The 17,802-nt window shown below is 69.6% G+C and carries 18 protein-coding genes, 1 tRNA gene and 1 pseudogene; 12 read left to right on the forward strand and 8 right to left on the reverse strand.

What is annotated here, in order from left to right; translation table 11 throughout:
* Positions 1 to 200: 200 nt before the first annotated feature.
* Positions 201 to 274, forward strand: a tRNA-Thr gene (locus tag ACWEFB_RS09870).
* Positions 275 to 400: 126 nt separating this feature from the next.
* Positions 401 to 988 (forward strand): hypothetical protein, encoded by a 588-nt coding sequence (locus tag ACWEFB_RS09875; RefSeq protein WP_452284007.1) that lies wholly within the window; start codon positions 401 to 403, stop codon positions 986 to 988.
* A 90-nt stretch (positions 989 to 1,078) separates the two neighbouring features.
* Here ACWEFB_RS09875 and ACWEFB_RS09880 read toward each other — a convergent pair whose 3' ends face one another.
* Both ACWEFB_RS09880 and ACWEFB_RS09885 read right to left on the reverse strand, forming a co-directional pair.
* Positions 1,079 to 1,270, reverse strand: a complete 192-nt coding sequence (locus ACWEFB_RS09880) for a hypothetical protein (protein WP_452284009.1) — start codon at positions 1,268 to 1,270, stop codon at positions 1,079 to 1,081.
* A complete protein-coding gene (locus tag ACWEFB_RS09885; protein ID WP_452284011.1) occupies positions 1,267 to 1,836 on the reverse strand; it encodes a hypothetical protein in 570 nt (189 codons plus the stop codon). Before ACWEFB_RS09885 ends, ACWEFB_RS09880 begins: the two co-directional genes overlap by 4 nt.
* 87 nt (positions 1,837 to 1,923) lie before the next feature.
* On the opposite strand from ACWEFB_RS09885, the pseudogene ACWEFB_RS09890 reads away from it, so the two are divergent.
* The 5 genes and pseudogenes from ACWEFB_RS09890 to ACWEFB_RS09910 form a co-directional block, all read left to right on the forward strand.
* Positions 1,924 to 2,046: pseudogene (locus ACWEFB_RS09890) on the forward strand (ASCH domain-containing protein); the annotation flags it as partial.
* Between the two features lie 19 nt (positions 2,047 to 2,065).
* Positions 2,066 to 2,647, forward strand: coding sequence for a hypothetical protein (locus tag ACWEFB_RS09895; protein ID WP_452284013.1), 582 nt, complete (start codon positions 2,066 to 2,068; stop codon positions 2,645 to 2,647).
* Between the two features lie 118 nt (positions 2,648 to 2,765).
* Positions 2,766 to 3,002, forward strand: coding sequence for a hypothetical protein (locus tag ACWEFB_RS09900; protein WP_452284015.1), 237 nt, complete (start codon positions 2,766 to 2,768; stop codon positions 3,000 to 3,002).
* Positions 3,003 to 3,109: 107 nt separating this feature from the next.
* Positions 3,110 to 4,393, forward strand: a complete 1,284-nt coding sequence (locus ACWEFB_RS09905) for a VWA domain-containing protein (protein ID WP_326562260.1) — start codon at positions 3,110 to 3,112, stop codon at positions 4,391 to 4,393.
* The gene (locus ACWEFB_RS09910) at positions 4,393 to 5,262 is read left to right on the forward strand and encodes a peptidase (protein ID WP_452284017.1); all 870 of its coding nucleotides are present in this window, start codon (positions 4,393 to 4,395) and stop codon (positions 5,260 to 5,262) included. Before ACWEFB_RS09905 ends, ACWEFB_RS09910 begins: the two co-directional genes overlap by 1 nt.
* Before the next feature lie 97 nt (positions 5,263 to 5,359).
* Here the strand turns inward: ACWEFB_RS09910 and ACWEFB_RS09915 are convergent, their stop codons facing one another.
* From ACWEFB_RS09915 to ACWEFB_RS09935, 5 genes are all read right to left on the reverse strand, one after another.
* On the reverse strand, positions 5,360 to 5,596 hold the full coding sequence (locus ACWEFB_RS09915; protein WP_442792100.1) for an RNA polymerase subunit sigma-70: 237 nt from the start codon (positions 5,594 to 5,596) through the stop codon (positions 5,360 to 5,362).
* A gap of 38 nt (positions 5,597 to 5,634) precedes the next feature.
* Positions 5,635 to 6,078 (reverse strand): HNH endonuclease, encoded by a 444-nt coding sequence (locus tag ACWEFB_RS09920; protein ID WP_452284019.1) that lies wholly within the window; start codon positions 6,076 to 6,078, stop codon positions 5,635 to 5,637.
* 146 nt (positions 6,079 to 6,224) lie between these two features.
* On the reverse strand, positions 6,225 to 6,350 hold the full coding sequence (locus ACWEFB_RS09925; RefSeq protein WP_326562263.1) for a hypothetical protein: 126 nt from the start codon (positions 6,348 to 6,350) through the stop codon (positions 6,225 to 6,227).
* 87 nt (positions 6,351 to 6,437) lie between these two features.
* On the reverse strand, positions 6,438 to 7,970 hold the full coding sequence (locus tag ACWEFB_RS09930; protein WP_452284022.1) for a hydroxysqualene dehydroxylase: 1,533 nt from the start codon (positions 7,968 to 7,970) through the stop codon (positions 6,438 to 6,440).
* An 87-nt stretch (positions 7,971 to 8,057) separates the two neighbouring features.
* Positions 8,058 to 8,543, reverse strand: a complete 486-nt coding sequence (locus ACWEFB_RS09935; protein ID WP_452284024.1) for an MSMEG_6728 family protein — start codon at positions 8,541 to 8,543, stop codon at positions 8,058 to 8,060.
* Between the two features lie 110 nt (positions 8,544 to 8,653).
* Here ACWEFB_RS09935 and ACWEFB_RS09940 point away from each other — a divergent pair, with 110 nt between their 5' ends.
* The 5 genes from ACWEFB_RS09940 to ACWEFB_RS09960 all read left to right on the forward strand — a co-directional run bounded on the left by ACWEFB_RS09940 (position 8,654) and on the right by ACWEFB_RS09960 (position 16,356).
* Positions 8,654 to 10,453, forward strand: coding sequence for a potassium channel family protein (locus ACWEFB_RS09940; protein WP_452284026.1), 1,800 nt, complete (start codon positions 8,654 to 8,656; stop codon positions 10,451 to 10,453).
* Positions 10,454 to 10,567: 114 nt separating this feature from the next.
* Positions 10,568 to 11,851: an acyltransferase family protein gene (locus ACWEFB_RS09945; protein WP_452284028.1), complete on the forward strand. Its 1,284-nt coding sequence runs from the start codon at positions 10,568 to 10,570 to the stop codon at positions 11,849 to 11,851.
* Between the two features lie 385 nt (positions 11,852 to 12,236).
* Complete coding sequence (locus ACWEFB_RS09950) at positions 12,237 to 13,697, forward strand: O-antigen ligase family protein (RefSeq protein ID WP_452284030.1); 1,461 nt, start codon at positions 12,237 to 12,239, stop codon at positions 13,695 to 13,697.
* 201 nt (positions 13,698 to 13,898) lie between these two features.
* A complete protein-coding gene (locus ACWEFB_RS09955) occupies positions 13,899 to 14,300 on the forward strand; it encodes an SCP2 sterol-binding domain-containing protein (protein WP_452284032.1) in 402 nt (133 codons plus the stop codon).
* Entirely contained in the window at positions 14,290 to 16,356 is a 2,067-nt protein-coding gene (locus tag ACWEFB_RS09960; protein ID WP_452284034.1) for an amylo-alpha-1,6-glucosidase, read from the forward strand. The genes ACWEFB_RS09955 and ACWEFB_RS09960 overlap by 11 nt, the downstream gene beginning before the upstream one ends.
* Positions 16,357 to 16,367: 11 nt before the next feature.
* Here the strand turns inward: ACWEFB_RS09960 and ACWEFB_RS09965 are convergent, their stop codons facing one another.
* Positions 16,368 to 17,594, reverse strand: coding sequence for a DUF4032 domain-containing protein (locus ACWEFB_RS09965; RefSeq protein ID WP_452284036.1), 1,227 nt, complete (start codon positions 17,592 to 17,594; stop codon positions 16,368 to 16,370).
* Positions 17,595 to 17,802: the final 208 nt, after the last annotated feature.

The raw sequence follows: 17,802 nt of genomic DNA on the forward strand, positions 1-17,802 counted from the left end.
CGTCCGTGTCACGCCACCGTAATCCGCCCGGCCCACCCTGCCAAGGTCAGAGGCGTACGGAGAGACGCGATCGACTCACATTTCGGGCATCAGGGCACGGCAAGCCATCAATGGGTACGGCGATCGTGCCGAACTTGTCGGTCGGCGACCGTGGCGGCGTGGGGATCGGCAACCAGGTAGCTATGCTGACCCGGAACACTGCCCCTGTAGCTCAGCTGGCCAGAGCACCCGCCTTGTAAGCGGGATGTCGCCGGTTCGATCCCGGCCGGGGGCTCTTACCTACCCTGACCTGCGTGGAACGGGCCGCCGAGCAGGCGGGACGGTCCCGTACGGCGTCTTGGAATGTCCCGTACCCGTTTCGCCTCGACGGGACGGCGGGCGAACAGCTTGCCTGATCGGCATGACACGCATTCGAGCTTTTCTCGGCCGGAGGACGGCCCAGTTCGGTCTTCTCGCGGTGGCCCTGGTGGCCATCTCCGGCCTCGTTGTCGTCAACAGCGATCTGGCCCAGGCGCGGGCCAACGACCGGGCGGTGACGACCACCTACCTGCTCCGGGGCAAGGGTCCGGTCACCAACCAGAGCGATCAGCTCTACGTCACCAGCGGCACCCAGGCCACCTGCAAGAAGGGGAAGAAGTACCTGCTCACCGCGACCTGGTACGCCAGGAACGTGACGAAGACCAGCGCGTACATCGACAAGGTCGTGATCCGCTACAGCGCCGGAATCAAGGGGAAGTCCGTCTACCTCGCCAAGGGCGAGCTGTACGACGCCTCCGGGAAGAACTACTGGTACGCGGGCACCGCCGATCACATCAAGATCTCCGGCGGAAGGTCGGTGACGCTGACGCACCACATCCGCAAGACGGTCAGCTTCGCCAAGGGGCCGGTCACCTTCAAGAGGTACGGGAACATCGGCGGGACCGGGCAGGAGGCTGTCTGGTGCCACGGCCCGGCCGCACTCCAGATCCAACTGCGGCCGTCCCGCTGACCGCTCCGGTCCGTCCGTAACCGAGCCGTCCACGACCCCCGTCAGAGCAGCGCGTCGGCCACCCGGCCGGCGCGCTGCTTTCGGTCGGCACTACGGGGAGACGAACGGTGGCCCGGTCAGCGTCGGCACCGGGGTCGGTGGTGCGGTCGGCGGAACGTCGCGCTGGGAGAGCCAGCGCAGGCCCAGGAGGATGCCGGCGACCACCAGCCCGATCAGTAGCGCGGCGATCAGCACCGGACCCAGCTCGTGTCCCGCGCCGCGCGGCGGCTGTCCGCCCGTCACAACTGCGCCAGTACGACTCGGGCCGCCGTGACCGCGGCTGCCAGCGCCAGGGGCTCGGTGGAGGGTTTCGCGTGGTAGGTCACCTCGACCATGTCGCCGTCCTGTACCGCCAGCACCTGCACCTCGACGTCGTCGGGGTTGTCGCGCCGGTCGGGGAGGACGGCGTAGGCGTACCGGCCCAGTCCGGTCACGTCGACCACCCGGTCGGTGCCCTGCGAGTGGAAGCGTTTGCGTCCGCCGAACGCGTCCTGCGCCTCGGTCGCCGGGGTCCGGAAGCTGCTGGGGCCGAAACGTTCCACCGAGATCCGCAGGTTGCCGTCGTTCGGGGCACCGTCCGTTCCCGAGTTCCAGACGCAGCCCGTACGCCGGCTCTGGTCCTCGCCGGGGACGGCCTCCGTGTCCGGGTCGGGCACCAGTTGGACGAGCAGACCGCCGGGAACCAACCCGCAGGCGGCGGGCGGCGGGGCCGGGTCGAAGGGCTGGCAGACGACCACGTAGCTCAGCGCCGCGGCGGCCACCCACACGGCGAGCGCGACGGGTGTGGAGACCCGGGGAAGTGCCGGCATCACGCCAACCTAGTCCACATCGGCCGATCCGGGCGTCGAGCAGTCCTGACCGGTCCACTACCGCGACCATGTCGGTAGCCTTTGGGGATGCATGACCTGCCGAAGGCCGAATTCGCCTTTCCCGGGCCACTGCGCGACCAGTTGGTCGCGGCCATCCTCGACGGCACGAAGACCTCGACCACCCCTGTGAAACTCGACTGTCAACGCGAGCAGGGCGAGTGGTTCTGACATGGCATACCACTACCTGACCTCACCGACCCTTGCCCGCGTACCGGCCCTGTTCGACTTCGTCTCGGCCAAGACGGGTGAGCCGAGTCCGGGCACCAGTGCCCGGTTGACCTCGTACTTCGTCGACAACAGCGATGACGGGGACTTCCTCGACCACACCGACGTGGTCGCGCGGGCCCAGGAGGGGCTGCCGGCGCGGTTGGTCCGGGAGGCGGACTACCTGACGGCGAGCGTACGGATCCCGATCTTCTCGGCCGCGTTCGTGGCGGCGACGCGTACGGAGTTGGAGCGGGATCTGGAGTTCCACCGGTGCGTGGTGCGCTGCGAGGACGAGGAGTACGACGACTTCTCGGTGGCCCGGGTCAGGACCGTGCTGCCGTTGATCGACGAGGCCCGGTCACAGCAACGCCCGGCGGCCGGTGGTGGCCCGCCGATCCTGACCGAGCCCTTCTTCCGGGAGGAGTACGCGGACCGGTTCCTGATCGCCCGCGACGCCCGCTACCGGACCCTGGTCTGTAGTCCGCGCCTGGTGGAACTGGTCCAGTCGCACAAGCTCCGGGTCCGGTTCACCGCCACCGCCTGAGGGTGCGGGTCAGGGGCGGTCGGCCGGTGCCCGGGGCCGCCGTTATGAGATTGATTCATGACTATTTGCACCGAACGGGGGATAGTGCCTATTCGTCCAGCGCTACCACACTGACCTGGTGGAACGCTCACTCACGGCAGCCATGTTGGCGATCGGTGTGGTGCTCGGGCTCACCGCCGGCATCGCGTACGCCGTCGCCCGGCGATCCTGGGTCGACTACCGCAAGACCAGGGCGAGCGTCCCCGGCATGCGCAAGGCGGCCTGGGTGTTGATCCGGATCGCGGTCAGCAAGGGCGGCATCGTCCTGCTGCTCTGCATCGCCGCCGCGAGCTGGGCCGCGACCAGCGACAACTGACGGCCGGTCGACGCCCGCGCGCGGGCGTCGCGCGGCAAACGTTACCGGCTGTCGGATTCGGTCGATACCACGGAGATCGCCCGTTCGGTCCTCACTAGGATCGCGGCGTGATCATCATGAGACGGTCCATAGCGGTCCTCTTAGGACTGCTGGCCGCCCTTACGCCACTTGGTATTCCGCCGGCCTCGGCCGGTGAACCCACCTCCGAGCCGCCCAAAGTGGAGCTTGTGCTCGATGTGAGCGGGTCGATGCGAGCCAACGACATCGACGGCCGCACCCGGATCGCCGTCGCACAGGAGGCGTTCCACGAGGTGGTGGACGCCCTCCCCGACGAGACCGAACTCGGCATCCGGGTGCTCGGCGCCACCTACCCCGGCGACGACAAGAAGATCGGCTGCCAGGACACCCAGCAGATCGTCCCGGTCGGCCCGGTCAACCGGGAACAGGCCAAGGCCGCGATCGCCGGGTTGCGCCCCACCGGATTCACCCCGGTCGGGCTCGCGCTGCGCGGCGCCGCCCAGGATCTCGGCACCGGTGGGACGACCCGCCGGATCGTGCTCATCACCGACGGCGAGGACACCTGCGCGCCGCCGGACCCGTGCGAGGTCGCCCGTGAACTCGCCGCCCAGGGCACCCACCTGGTCGTCGACACGCTCGGCCTGGCCCCGGACGAGAAGGTACGCAAGCAGCTCGTCTGCATCGCCGCCGCGACCGGCGGAACGTACACCTCGGCGAACAGCGTGGAGCAGCTCAGCGACCGGATCAAACAACTGGTCGACCGGGCGAACGACACCTACACCCAGACCCCGGCGCTGGTCACCGGCACCGGTGCGTGCGCCGACGCGCCGATCCTCAGTCCCGGTGTCTACACCGACCGGGAGAAGTTCTCCGAGCACCGCTACTACCGGGTGCCGGTCCGGGCCGACCAGGAACTCCGCGCCTCGGTGAGCGTGGCCCTGGACCGCCCGCTCAACCGCGACTACGGCGTACTGCTGCGGGCCACCGCCGCCGACGGCCGGGAACTCGTACGCGGCACCGACGCGGGCAGCGGTCGTACGGACGTACTCTCCACCGGCCTGCGCTGGTCGGCGTCGGAGCCGGACGAGGAACCGAGCGAGGAGCCGACCGAGGGGGCCACCACGGTCGCCGAGACCCCCACCGTCTGCCTGGTGGTCAGCAACTCCTTCTCCGCCCAGAACGCCTCCACCCAGGTCCCCGGCATGCCGGTCGAGCTGACCATCGATGTGGTCGACTTCTCGCCCGCCCCGAACAGTCCCGGCCTCGGTCGAGGCTGGGTGCTGCTGGCCCTGCTGACCATCGCCGGTCTGCTCACCGGCCTGATCGCCGGCTGGTTGACCCGCTGGTGGGTCGCCACCTGGAGGGAGAACTGATGCCCCGGACCGAGACGACGAGCCGGATCGGCGCGACCGTGCTCGCCGTGGCCGCCGGGATCCTGCTTCCGGCCGGCGCTGCGGTGGCCGCACCGGCGTCCCCGCTGCCGACCCCGTCACCCGGCGCGGTCACCGTCACCAAGGCCGGCACCTCGTTCCTGACCGCCACCGGCATCGGCGCCGGCCAGCCGGTCAACGTCGCCGGATCCACCGGCGACTACCTCTACTGGTCGTTCTCGGCCTCGTCCGGGCAGACCAACGACATCGCGATCAACGTGACGCTGCCCCCTTCGGCGGACCGGCACGGGCCGTCCACCTGGGCGGTCGACGTCTTCGACGGGTTGCGACGCCGGCAGGCGTGCACCGCCGGAGCCCAGGCCCCGACGGTCCCGGCCACCGAGACGACGGTGGCGCTCAACTGCACCCTGCGCCAGGTCCGGGCGTGGGCCGAGCCGTGGTCCGGTGACCCGCTGCCCGGCACCTACTACGTCCGGCTGTCCACCACCGACCTGCCGGAACAGGACCTCGGCCTGCCGATCCAGGTGGCGCTGCTGGTCGGGGCATCGGACGACGACAACATCACGCCCGAGGACGGTGACCTGAAGACGCCGCTCGTACCGGCGGTGCAGCCCGGAGCGATCGTGCCGGCCGGCGGGACCGCCGTCACCCCGAGTACGAGTGTCAGCCCCGACCCCGCCGCCCAGGCCGCGAACGAGGACGAAGGCTTCTTCTTCGGTTGGTTCGACGGGTGGTTCGACGGGTTCTCGTCCCGGTGGATCTGGACCGCCGCCGGTGGCGTACTGGCCGCGGTTGCCGGGGTGGTCGGGTTCGCCCTCACCCGGCGTCCCCGACGCCCCGTGGTGCGCTGACCGACCACGTGAGCTAGCGGTCGAGAGTGGTTGGGAAGGGTCCCTGGTGCATCGGAATCCGATGACGAGGGACCCTTCCTCGCTCTTCCCGAGTCGGCTACGGCTCCTGGCGGAAGAGCCCGCCGCCGCCGTACTTGCGGTGGGCGGCCTGTTTGGAGACACCGAGCGCCTCGGCCACCTGAGCCCAGGAGGCACCGGCCACCCGCGCCCGGCGTACGAGCACCGCCTCCATCCGCTCGACCCCACGGCGCAACCCGGCCGCCGCCCGCAGGCTCTCCAGCGGATCGGGGCCGGTGCTGAGTTCGAGCAGTTCCCGGAGCGGTTCGTCCGACACGCCGTCAATATACGCTGACGGACCTGCCCCCGGCCCGGTCAGAGGCGTACCAGTGCCGCCCAGCCGGGGACCGTCGGCTCGTACCGCAGCGGCATCCCCGCCTCGGCCGGCGTACGGTCGCCCTTGCGCTGGTTGCAGGCGTAACAGGCCGCGACGGTGTTCTTCCAGGTGTTCCGTCCACCTCGGGAGCGGGGCAGGACGTGGTCGATGGTCGTCGCCCGCGCCGTGCAGTAGGCGCACCGGCTGCCGTCGCGCAGGTGCACCCCGGACCGGGACCAGGCCGGACCCGAGCTGAACCGCCAGCGGGTCACCACGTACCGGACCAGGCGGACCACCCGGGGCATCGGGAAGACCCCGATCCGCCGGTCGGGCTCCGCCTCGTGAATCTCGGCGACCCGGCGACAGAGCATCCGGATCGCGTGCTGGACACTGACTTTGTGTAGTGGGCCGAGGTCGGCGTTGATGACGAGCACCGCGTCCACCGGGTCCTCCTTTCGATTCGTCATTCGTGGGTCTCGAGGTGGAATGGATCGACCGGCGACTTCTCGTCGGCGGTTACGGATACAGAAAGCCGCCCGGATCCCGTACGTGCTGGGTGGGCGGCTGGGTCGCGGTGTCGACGTCGATGTCAGCCGCGAGGCCCGTCCAGCTCGTGTTCCGTACCGTCCGCGTACCAACAGGTGGGCCGGCTGTGGTGGGGCAGGGCGGCGACGAGCGGTCGGAACCGCATCGCGCTGACGCCTGTCACCCTCATGCCGACCCCTCGCTCGGTGGTTGTCCCTGACTGCGTAAACGGTAATTGCGTACACCGCCGAGCGGCAACGGATTTGATCAGAATTCGTCAGGGTTTGGCGAGCAGGCCGCGTCGGCGTACGGACCAGAGCGGTTCGGGTGCCGTACCGCACCGGCGCAGGATCCGGTTCGCGGCCAGGATGCCGGTCACGGCGGCCCGTTCCATCAGCGCGCTCGGCAGGTCGGTCCGGATCCCGTCACCGGCCAGGAAGAGCCCGTCGGCATCGGTGAGCACGGTCGGGCGGTCGGCGTGACCGCCGGGGCGGAACGAGGGGGCCTGCCGCTCCACCCGCGCCCGCAGCTCCACCACGGGCAGTCGGGCCACCTCCGGCCAGAGCCCGATCAACTCGGCCCGCATCCGCATCGCCAGTTCCTCCGCCGGCAGATCCTCCGCGCAGGCGTACGCGTGCAGTTCAACCACCGCGCCCCCGGTCCGGTCGGCCCAGTCCCGGGCCCCGGCCTCCAGCCGGTGGTAGAGCGTCACCGAGTCGAGCGTCGGCTGCCGGGACACCCCGCTGAACACCGCCCGGTCCGGTGCCACGTCCCCGGCCAGCCAGTACCGCGCGACCGCGTACGGGGGACCGGGTGCGGACGCGGCGACCCGGGCGGCGAGGTCCGGCGCCTCGGCGGCGAGTTCCGGTGCGGCGGCGAGCAGGTCGCGCAGGGCCGGCGGGTCGACCGCGAGCACCAGGAACTCGGCCCGATAATCGCTGTCACCGGCGGTGACCTGCCAGCCGCCACCGTCCCGCCGGTTGATCCCGGTCACCGGCGTCCCGGTGTGCACCTTTCCCCCCACGACCCGCAGGTACGCGGCCAGCGGGCGCCAGATCGCCGCGTCGTAGTCCCGGTCCGGGGCGTCGAAGGCCAGCCCCTCGGCGTTGCCGAGCAGGTAGAAGTGGAAGTTCGCGACCAGCTCGGCGGCGGACATGTCGTGCTCGTGGTTGAAGAACGAGTGCGCGAACACCTCGAAGAGCATCGCCCGCGCCCGGTCCGGCAGGCGCAGCGAGTCGAGCAGGTGGGCGGCGGTGGTCCGGTCGAGTTCGGCGTAACTCCGCTCCGGGTGGTACGCCAGCAGCGGCAGCGCCGCATTTCCGTCCATAGTGCGCAGATCGCGCAGACGGAGGCTGGGGCTGCGGGCGATCAGGGCGAGCAGGTTCAGCGGCGGCGCACTCGGCAGCCGGGCGAACTCCTCGGTCGGCCAGTCCGCCGAAAGGACCGGATAACCGGGCACCGGACGCAGGAACCCCAACGCGGGATCGATCCGGCGCAGGATCGCCCGCCAGTTGTAGTACTGCCGGAAGAACGCGTGGAAACCGTGGTCGACGCCCTGGGCGGTGCCGTCGGCGAGTCGGTCCGGCCAGGCCGCCAGGCGCCCGCCCAGGGTCGGCCGGGCCTCCAGCACGGTCACCCGTACGCCACGTTCGGCGAGCACCACGGCGGCCGAAATGCCGGCTATCCCGCCGCCGACCACCAGCGCGTCGACCCCGTTCGGCGCTCGGGGCGTACCGACGGCGCCGCCCTCGGGATCGACCCGGACCGGGTGTACGCCGAGCAAACGGCCCAACCCTCGCGACAGCTCCATGGATCCCTTCCGATGCAAGCGCAGTCAGTGTCCCCCTTTTCCGGGGTCAGGAGGAGACCCTTCCGGTACAAACCCCTACTCCAGTCCCTACTCCGGGGGGCGGCAGGCGGGTGGGCGGTCCGACGGCGGCCAGACGTACGGGAGGTCGGGCGGCAGGTCGCCGAAGCGGGGGCGGTAGAAGTCCGGGTCCTTGCGCAGCAGCGACACCCGGTGGCTCAGGTGCAGGTCCTCCCGGCCGAGCCAGGGCGGCAACTCACCGGCGGCGGCCAGCTCGGGCTGGGAACGTACCCGGTCGATGCCGCAGGCGGCGGTCAGGTCCACCATCAGGGTGCCGGCGACGGTGTCCGCCCGACCGGTGGCGGTCCACACGTCGCAGATGTCCAGCCCGTACCGGACCAGTGCCTCCTCGTACCCGGCCCACATCTTGACCGCCGGATGGTGCCGCCAGCCGTACCGGGGCCAGGTCAGCCCGCGCAGCACCTGGAGCGCCTCGACCCGTTGCTTGCCCAGCCTCAGCGGATCCAGTGACCGGGCACTGTCCCCGAAATCCGGGTACGGCAGGAACGTCTGCATTCCACTCCACTACCCGCGACCGGCGCCCGCACGCCCGGATAACCGATCGCCCACGCCCGGCGACGGTTCGGCGGGCAGCGATGGATGATCGTGGTGGCTACGATCCGGGCATGGCGGACCCGTGGCGCAATCGGGCCCGGCGCGCGGTCGAGACCCGACTTCGCGACGGGCTGCGGACCAACGAGGGCCGTCCCCACTATGTTGTCTGCGGCCAGGACGCCCTGGCCATCCATCTGGTCAACGCACTGCTGGCCGAGTCGGTACGGGTAACCGTGATCGTCCCGACCCGTCGCCGGGCGGACGGCCCGGACATCCGCGCGATCCGGGGGGTACGGGTGATCTCGGCCGATCGGCTCGACGAGGAGACCTTCCGGACGGCCGCGCTGGCCGGGGCGCACGGGCTGGCCCTGATGCACCAGGACGACGTCGGCAACATCCACGCCGCCCTCTGCGCACAGGAGGTCGAACCCCGGCTGCGGCTGGTCCTGCGCATGTTCAACACCGGGCTCGGCAACAGCGTACGGCCGCTCTTCGCGGACTGCGCGGTGCTCTCCGACGCCTCGATGGCCGCACCCACCTTCGTTGCGGCGGCACTCGGCGCGGTGACCCCGACCCACTTCCGGTACCGGGGCCGGACCATGACCGTGGCCCGGCGCACCGACGTACGCCCGGAGCACGTGGTGTGCGGCCTGGCCGACACCACCGACCCCCGGCATGTACGGATCCTGCCAACGGACGAGTCCCAGGCCGACCTGGTGCTGGCCGAGGCGACCGGCCAACCGCCCGGTACGGAGGTGGCCGCGCGCCGGATCAAGCGGGCCCGCCGCCGCCAGCGACGCCCGACCGCGGTGTTCTGGCGGGCCCTGCGCTCGTTCGCCACCCGCAAGATCGGCATCGCCACCCTCGCGGTGCTCGGGATCATCCTGGTGTTCGGCTTCCTGCTCGCCCACGCCGAAGACGTCAGCATCGCCGAGGCCCTCTACGTCGCGCTGTTGACCACGATCAGCGGTGCCGACGCGGACCCCGGGAAAACCGCGTCCGTGAAGGTCATGCAGGTGGTGCTGAACCTCGCCGGGCTGGCGCTGATCCCGCTGATCACCGCCGCCGTGGTCGACGGCATGGTCAACGCCCGGCTGGCGCTCGACGACAGCCGCGTGCGTCGCCCCCGCGAGGGACACGTGGTGGTGGTCGGGCTCGGCAACGTCGGAACCAGGGTCATGTGGCAGCTCCACGACCTCGGCATCGAGGTGGTCGCGGTCGACAAGGACCCGGAGGCGCGGGGAGCGACCGTCGCCCGCCGGTTGAACATCCCGCTGATCGTCGGCGACGGCGCCCGGGAGGAGATCCTGGAGGCAGCCTCGGTGGCCACCTGCCAGGCCCTGGTGGTGGTCTCCACCGACGACGTCACCAACCTCCAGGCAGCGTTGAACGCCCGGGCGGCCAAGTCCGACCTGCGGGTGGTGCTTCGCCTGTACGACGGTGACCTCGCCGACCGGATCCAGAAGGCGTTCAACATCAACATTTCCCGGAGCGTGTCGTACCTGGCCGCGCCGTCGTTCGCCGCCGCCCTGCTCAACCGCGAGATGATCGCGACCATCCCGATCAGCCGGCACGCGCTGCTGGTCGCCGAGGTCCCGATCACCGAGGGCGCTGCGCTGATCGGCCGCGAACTCGTCCAGGTCGACCAGGCCGCCGGCGTACGGGTGATCGGGCTGACCCAGGCCGGGCAGCCGAACCTGCTCTGGTCCCCGTCGCGTACGCACCGGCTCGGTGCCGGGGACCGGCTCCTGGTGGTGGTCCGCCGGGCGGCGCTGAGCGCACTGCTGAAGCAGGCGAACCCGCCGGTGGTCGACCCGGAACCACCGGCACTGCCGACCCAGCCGCCGTTTCCCGCCGGCAGCCCCGGCTGAAACGGCCCCGCGTACGGGATCCGGGGCTTGTGGGATGCTGTCAGCCCTCGGGCTCCCTCGCTAGGACGGTCTCCCTTGCTTCCTCTCCTGCAACGCGCTGCGCGACGATCGACGATGTCGGTGCCGTTGGGCAAGGCATATGCCGGACGCGCGAACAGTTTCGGGTTCCTCCGGCTCGCGTTCGCGCTCGCCGTGGTGCTGTCCCACTCGGCCGCGCTCGGTTTCGGACGTCCGTTCCTGCAACGGATCGACATCGGCGCCCTGGCGGTGGCCGGTTTCTTCGTGGTCTCCGGATTCCTCATCACCCGCAGCGCCCGGCGCGGTTCGATCCCCCGATTCCTCTGGCACCGGGCCCTGCGAATCTGGCCCGGCCTGTGGGTGTGCCTCCTGTTCACCGGCCTGGTCGTCGCACCCGTGCTGTACCACCAGCGGCACGGCACGCTCGACGGACTGTGGCGGACTCCGGGTGTCGGTGTGGTCGACTACCTGAAGCTCAACTGGTGGGGCGGACTCCGGCAGTTGGGCATCTCCGACCTGCTGGTGGGCGACACCCCGTACTGGCGGTGGCAGGGTGGCAACACCCTCAACGGATCGCTCTGGACCCTCGCGTACGAGATCTTCTGCTACCTCGTGGTGGCCGCCCTGGCCGCTCTCGCCATCCTGCGCCGGCAACTCCGCTGGCTCCCGCTGCTCTTCGCGGTCGCCGTGTTCGGCGTGCTCTGCTGGAACTACTACCAACAACACAGCGGTGGCCCGGGAATCGGGATGACGGGCGCGATCGGCCCGCTGCCGCTGCTGGGCGCGCTCCAGAAGAGCTACCTCCTCTGGTACGGCTTCATGTTCCTCGTCGGCGGAGTCGCCGAGCTGTACGCCGACCGGCTGCCGGTCAACGATCTACTCGGCGTACTCGCGCTCGCGGTGTTCGGCTGGTTCGCCTACGACGGGGCGGTGCTCGGCCCGGGTCTGCTCGCCTACGCGTACGCCATCCTCTGGCTCGCGGTGCGGCTGCCGAAGGTGCTGCACCGGGTCGGGCAGACCAACGACTACTCGTACGGCGTCTACATCTACTCGTTCGTGGTGCAGCAGGTGATGGCCAAGGCCGGGGTGCAGGCCATCGGCCTCGTCGGCTTCTTCGTGGTCAGCGCGCTGATCAGCACCGTACTCGCGATGATCTCCTGGCATCTGGTGGAGAAGCAGGCGCTGCGGCTCAAGGACTGGACGCCGCGTGCCCTGCGCGACCGTCCCGACGACGCGGCGCCACGCGGCGGTGGTGGTCGCCCGACGGGGGACGTGCCGGCGGAGAACACGGTCACGCCGGCCGGGAACACCGTCCCGCCGGCCGGTCGACCGGGATCGGAGATCGGCCGGGATCCGGTGGCGGCACCGGCGATCGGCTGACGCCCACACGATTTCGGTCTGCCCGATGGACGCGACCGGCGCTCATCGGGCAGGCGCGAGGGTCGGGTACGGAGCAAAAGAACACGGCCGAGTCCGGCTTATTGTTTCCCGGAGATTGCCGGAGCAATTCGGCGGCCGTCGGAAGCGCAGGATTCCGGCCGTTCCGTGGCGTCCGGTGAACGTCCGGAAGCCGGATCATGCTGGCTGGGTGACCGGGCGGGAAACTCGGGCGTGGCCCCGAACACGGCGGTTGCGGTGATCACCGGCTCGACCATGCCGAGACGGTTGTCCCTGGCCTGGGCTCAGGATCGCGACCGGTCCACTCCGTGACCCGGTCGGTGCGTAGTATGCCACGGTGCGAGTATGGACTGACAGGGTTAAGAGCGTGCCGCGTCGTACGCGCTACCTCAGCCTGGGCCTCGGCGTACTGGCGGTCGCGTTGCTGGTCGTCGGCAGGTGGGACCTCTCGCTCGCGGTCGGTGCCGGTGCGCTGCTCGCCTGGGGGATGAAGGATCCCGCCCGGGTCACCTGGGCCATATTCGTCGTCGCTTTTGCCGTACCGGTAACCATCAACTTCGGCTATCCGACCAATCCTTCGTACACGCTGCTGCTCCTGCTTTTTGTTCTTGCCGTCTGGGGTGGGGTGCTCCGCAACGGAAACGACAGGTGGGACCCGAAGCTGTTCGGGGCGGTTCTCCTGCTTCCGTTGTCCGCGCTGCTCGCGGGCTTATTGCACTGGCACGGAGCCAAGCCGATTATCGTCGGTATCGCGCCCCTGTTGGCCATCGGGGCACTGTGCTGGCGGGTCATCGAGGAATCACGCCGCGACCCCCGGCTGATCGCCCGGATCGCCGAGGCGCTCACCTGGTTCAGCGTTGCCGTCGCCATCTTCGCCAAGTACCAGAGCATCTCCGGCACCTGGCCGATCTTCGACCAGCTCGCGTACCACTGGACCTACACCTCGCTGTTCGACCCGACCCGGGCGGCAGGGCTCTCCGGGCACCCCATCATCTACGGGACCTTCGCCATGGCAATGGCGCTCGTCGCGCTGATCCTCCGGGGCAGGTACTGGTACGTCCCCTTCACCGCGAACCTGGTGGGACTGGTGCTGTCGGGCACTCGGAGCGCATGGGTGGGCATGTTCCTTGCCCTGGTGCTCTGGCTCTTCTACGAGTGGCGCAAGATCTCCTGGCGGGGCGTGGCCACCACGGTCGCCATCGCCGTGGTCGCCTTCGCGTTCGTGGCGGTCAGGCCGTTCCCGCACTCCTCCACCCCTTCTTCCTCGTCCTCTTCGTCCTCTTCGCCGAACAGCTCCACGCCCACTCCGCGGTCCGTCGACTCGGTCCGGGCGGCCGGGGCACGCATGTCCGACCCCATCGGTTCGGCCAGCGCGAACGCGCGCTTCACCCGTATCGGCGCGGTCTGGGACGGCATCACGGACGACTGGTCCACGGTCGTCTTCGGCCACGGACCCGAGGCCAACGTGCGCTACCTGGAGACCACCGGGATCGACGACGGCCAGGCGCAGGTTTTCGACAACACCTATCTGAGCTTCTGGTACAACTACGGTCTTCTCGGCCTGATCAGTCTGTTCCTGGTCATGCTGGGCGCGTACCTGCGCTTCCGGTCCCTGCCCGCGCGCGTGCTGCTCGTCGGGCTCGCGGCCCAGGTGTTCTTCTTCGACGTGTGGCTCTGGATCGGGGCGGTGGCCGTATTCCTCCTGGCGGTTGCCATGGGCGCTTCGGGCAATCCGGCATGGTCGACCAAGCCGCTGCGGGAACTCGTTCCGGGGATCCCGCGGCCTCGGACAGCACAGGACGTCGACAGGGTGACCGTGCAGTCCTGAACGCGACCCGCGCGAACAGCTCCGTTGGGCGCCGAACTACTTCGCCACCAACCAGGCGGGTGGTCGTGCTGGTCGCTCCGTTTCTCATCCCATCGGGGTGATGCGTGAGCAACCTCTGCCGGGTCAGGCTGACTTTGACCCGTATCCGCTCGGCGCCACACCGGGCCGGGTGGCCTGGCCAGGTGAGAGGGAGGCGAATGGGTGGACCCGACGGCGGAGTACTTCGCGGGTCCGGCGCGGCAGCGTGCGCACCTGCTGCCCCGCGGCTTCTCGGCGACCGTACGCCTCGATTTGCGCCGCCCGGACGGCATGGCCCGCTGGTATCTCACCATCGGTGAGGACGGCATCTCGGTCTGGCCCGACGGTGAGCGGGAGGCGGACTGCGTGTTTGTCGCCGACGGCGCGGTCTTCGACGGGCTGGTGACCGGAGGCGACGTGACAACGGCCCTGATGCGGAACGACCTGAAGTTTCACGGGTCGCAGCGAATCCTGACCTACTTCGAACGCCTGCTGCCCGGCCCGCCCGACTCGCACGGGCCCGAACGGGTCGCCGGCAGGGGCGGGCACCATCACGTCGAGGGCGGCCGGGACCGTGCACGCTAACCAGATTTCCATCCTGGAGGGGCTGACCTACATCGTCAGCGAGCGCAACGGAGACGTGAACCCGGCTCCGGGTGAGCCGGCCGGGTTGTACTTCCTCGACACCCGCTTCCTGTCGAAGTGGGTTGTGACGATCAACGGGGAGCGCCTGACTCCGCTCTCCGTCGACGACCTGCAGTATTTCGAGGCGAAATTCTTCCTCGTGCCGGGGGAACCGACGCACTACGTCAGCTCGACCCTTTCGGTGATGCGCCACCGTTCGATCGTGGGCGGTCTCGCGGAGAAGCTGAGCATCCTGAACAGCGGCGAGGAGTCGGTCGAGGTGACGATCCGGCTGGAGGCGGCGAGTGACTTCGTCGACGTCGACATGATCAGTCAGCCCGGCGTACCCGATGATTCGATACGGGGAAAGAAGGGCCGGTTCGACCACCAGGTCGGTGACCGCTACCTCCGTCTGTTCTACGTCCGTGAGGACTTTTATCGGGCGACCATCATCCAGACCAGTGAGGCGGCGGAGATCGACCAGGACGGGATGACCTTCACCGTCCGGATCCCCTCGCAGGGAAGCTGGTCCACCCAGTTGCAGGTGGTGACCGACCTCCGCGCGCCGGGCGCCGAGGACATCCATGGCAAGGATGCCCTGATCCGTAGGACAAAAGAGGGCATGCGGGAGGAACTGGACCAGTGGGTCGCCCAGGCGCCCCTGCTGGAGTGCGACTTCGACCCGCTCACCGAGGCTTACCAGCGGAGTCTGGTCGACCTGGCCGCGCTGCGGCTCCCGGGATTCGACGCGAGCGGATGGTATCCGGCCGCGGGTCTGCCCTGGCTGAACACGATCGTCGGTCGGCAGAACATCATCACCAGCATCCAGTCGCTGCCGTACCTGCCGGGGCTGGCCTCGACCACACTCCGGACGCTGGCAACCTTCCAGGGAACGAAGCTCGACGACTTCCGGGAGGAGCAGCCGGGGAAGATCCTCCACCTGACCAGGTGGAACGAGGCCGCCGCCTTCGAGGAAACCCCGAACGCCCGGTACTTCGGCTCGGTCGACTCGACGCCGCTGTTCGTGGTGCTACTCGACGAGTACGAGCGCTGGACCGGCGACGCGACGCTGGTCCGCGAGCTGGAGAAGGAGGTACGCGCGGCGCTGCGCTGGATCGACGAGTGGGGTGACCTGGTCGGCGACGGCTACCTCTGGTACCAACCTCCACGGGCGGCGGGCGAGCAACCCAACCAGTCCTGGAAGGAATCCGAGCTGGCGATCTGCTACGCCGACGGCCGGCTGCCCGGGTTCCCCCGGGCCACCTGCGAGGTGCAGGGCTACGTGTACGACGCGAAGATGCGCGGTGCTCGGCTGGCTCGTACCCTCTGGGGCGATTCCGCGTACGCCGACCGGCTGGAACAGCAGGCCGCCGAGCTGCGGGACCGGTTCAACCGGGACTTCTGGATGCCGGACCGGGGGTACTACGCCCTGGCACTGGAGGCCGACGGCAGCCAGGTGGACGCGCTCGCGTCGAACCTGGGTCACCTGCTCTGGAGCGGCATCGTCGACCAGGATCGGGCGCGGGCCGTGGTCGACCACCTGCTCGGGCCACGGCTCTTCTCCGGCTGGGGAGTGCGCACGCTCGCCGTCGGGGAGGCGAAACACAATCCGGTCGGTTACCACGTCGGTGCCGTCTGGCCGTACGACAACTCCATCATCGCCGAGGGTCTACGCCGGTACGGGTACGCGGCCGAGGCGGGAACCATCGCGATGGCGATGTTCGAGGCCGCCAGCTACTTCCGGGGGCGGCTGCCGGAGGCGTTCACCGGCTACGACCGCGAACTCACGGTGGCACCGGTGCGCTATCCCACGGCCACGAGCCCGCAGGGCTGGTCGGCCGGGGCGGTGCTGTCGCTGCTGCGTACCGTCCTCGGCCTGGAGGCGCACGGTCGTCACCTGGTGGTCAACGCCGCCCTGCCGCCGGGCCTGGCACAGATCGCCCTGCTCCGCGTCCCCGGACCATGGGGCACGGCAGACGCACTCGGTCGCGCCAACACCTCGACGCCGTACTCCTGACGCCGTGGTTCCTATGCCGTGATGGCGGGTACGGGTACGCCGAGCACGGCCTGCTCGTCCGGGCGGTGGACCAGTACGTCGGCGAGGAACGACTGCACCGCCGGTGCCAGACCGACGTCCCGCCCGGCCTGCTCGGACAGGCGCCACCGGTGCTCGATCACCTGCACGAACAGCTCTGCCGGCTCCAGCTTCTTGCGCAGATGTCCCGGCACCGCCCGTACGACGGGTTCGAAGACCTCGGTCAGCCAGCGGTGCGCGGACTGTTGCTCGTCGGACAGGTCGCTCTCGGCGCGGTAGGTGTCCAGGTCGTTGAGCAGGCGCCGGGCCTGGTTCTCCTCGGCGTCGAGCCCGGTCAGCCGGAGCAGCCGCCGGCTGTGGTAACCCGCGTCGACCACCTTCGGTCGGACCAGGTACCGCCCGTTGTCCACAAGGGACATCGCCACCTCGGCGACGTCGAAGCCCATGTCGTTCAGCCGCCGGATCCGGCCCTCGATGTCGTGCCGGTCGTCCCGCTCCACCTGCTGCTCGTACGTGATCTCGTGCCAGAGCCGCTCGTAGCGATCCACCACCTGGTCGGCGACCTCCTCCGGGTCGATCGCCTCGTGCAGCAGTCCGGCCGCCTGGAGGTCGAGCGCCTCGCCGAAGATGTTCACCCGCGCGATCTCGATGTCCTCGCTGCGCTGCCCGTTCGACAGTTGCGTACGCAACGCGCCGGTCTCGGCGTCGACCAGGTAGGCGGCGAACGCCCCGGCGTCCCGGCGGAACAGGGTGTTCGACAGCGAGCAGTCGCCCCAGAAGAAACCGGTCAGGTGCATCCGTACGATCAGCGCGGCGAGCGCGTCCAGCAGCCGGGTCATCGTCTCCGGGCGCAGCGTGTGCGAGAACAGCGCCCGGTACGGCAGTGAGAACTGCAGATGCTTCGTGATCAGTACGGGATCCAGTGGCTCCCCGTGCTGGTCCACCCGGTCGGCGACGATCGCGATCGCCTGCACGGACGGGAAGTCGATCCGTTCCAGGGCGCGGAGCAGGTCGTACTCGCGTTCGGCGACCCGTTCCCCGGTTTCCTTGACCGCGTACACGGTGTTGGCGAGACGTACGAAACGTACGATATGCCGGGAAATACCCTGCGGAAGTGCCACCAGGTGGTCGGCCGGCCACTGCTCCAGCGGCGTCGACCACGGTAGGTCGAGCAGCGCCGGGTCAACGAGGGCCGAAGTGATGCGCACGACCCCAAGCATGCCGCCTCCACCCCGCTACCACCCCCTCACCGTGGCCCGTCACACACACCCGCCACACCTCAAGATCCCCACTCTTGTAGAGAAAGTGTGGCTTCGCGCGCCGCGATAACCACCCCGTGCTCAGTTGGTCGTAGCAATCGATCTTGTCGTTCGTTGGTCCTCTCGGTGGAGTGATCGCTGAGAGGCTGGTGGGAGCATGGTTGGTCGT

The organism is Micromonospora sp. NPDC004704 (assembly GCF_053601675.1).

Coding starts and splice junctions, on each gene's coding strand:
- ACWEFB_RS09875 (WP_452284007.1), top strand. CDS start 401: ATGACACGCATTCGAGCTTTTCTCGGCCGGAGGACGGCCCAGTTCGGT.
- ACWEFB_RS09885 (WP_452284011.1), bottom strand. CDS start 1,836: ATGCCGGCACTTCCCCGGGTCTCCACACCCGTCGCGCTCGCCGTGTGG.
- ACWEFB_RS09895 (WP_452284013.1), top strand. CDS start 2,066: ATGGCATACCACTACCTGACCTCACCGACCCTTGCCCGCGTACCGGCC.
- ACWEFB_RS09910 (WP_452284017.1), top strand. CDS start 4,393: ATGCCCCGGACCGAGACGACGAGCCGGATCGGCGCGACCGTGCTCGCC.
- ACWEFB_RS09925 (WP_326562263.1), bottom strand. CDS start 6,350: ATGAGGGTGACAGGCGTCAGCGCGATGCGGTTCCGACCGCTCGTCGCC.
- ACWEFB_RS09930 (WP_452284022.1), bottom strand. CDS start 7,970: ATGGAGCTGTCGCGAGGGTTGGGCCGTTTGCTCGGCGTACACCCGGTC.
- ACWEFB_RS09935 (WP_452284024.1), bottom strand. CDS start 8,543: ATGCAGACGTTCCTGCCGTACCCGGATTTCGGGGACAGTGCCCGGTCA.
- ACWEFB_RS09940 (WP_452284026.1), top strand. CDS start 8,654: ATGGCGGACCCGTGGCGCAATCGGGCCCGGCGCGCGGTCGAGACCCGA.
- ACWEFB_RS09945 (WP_452284028.1), top strand. CDS start 10,568: ATGTCGGTGCCGTTGGGCAAGGCATATGCCGGACGCGCGAACAGTTTC.
- ACWEFB_RS09965 (WP_452284036.1), bottom strand. CDS start 17,594: ATGCTTGGGGTCGTGCGCATCACTTCGGCCCTCGTTGACCCGGCGCTG.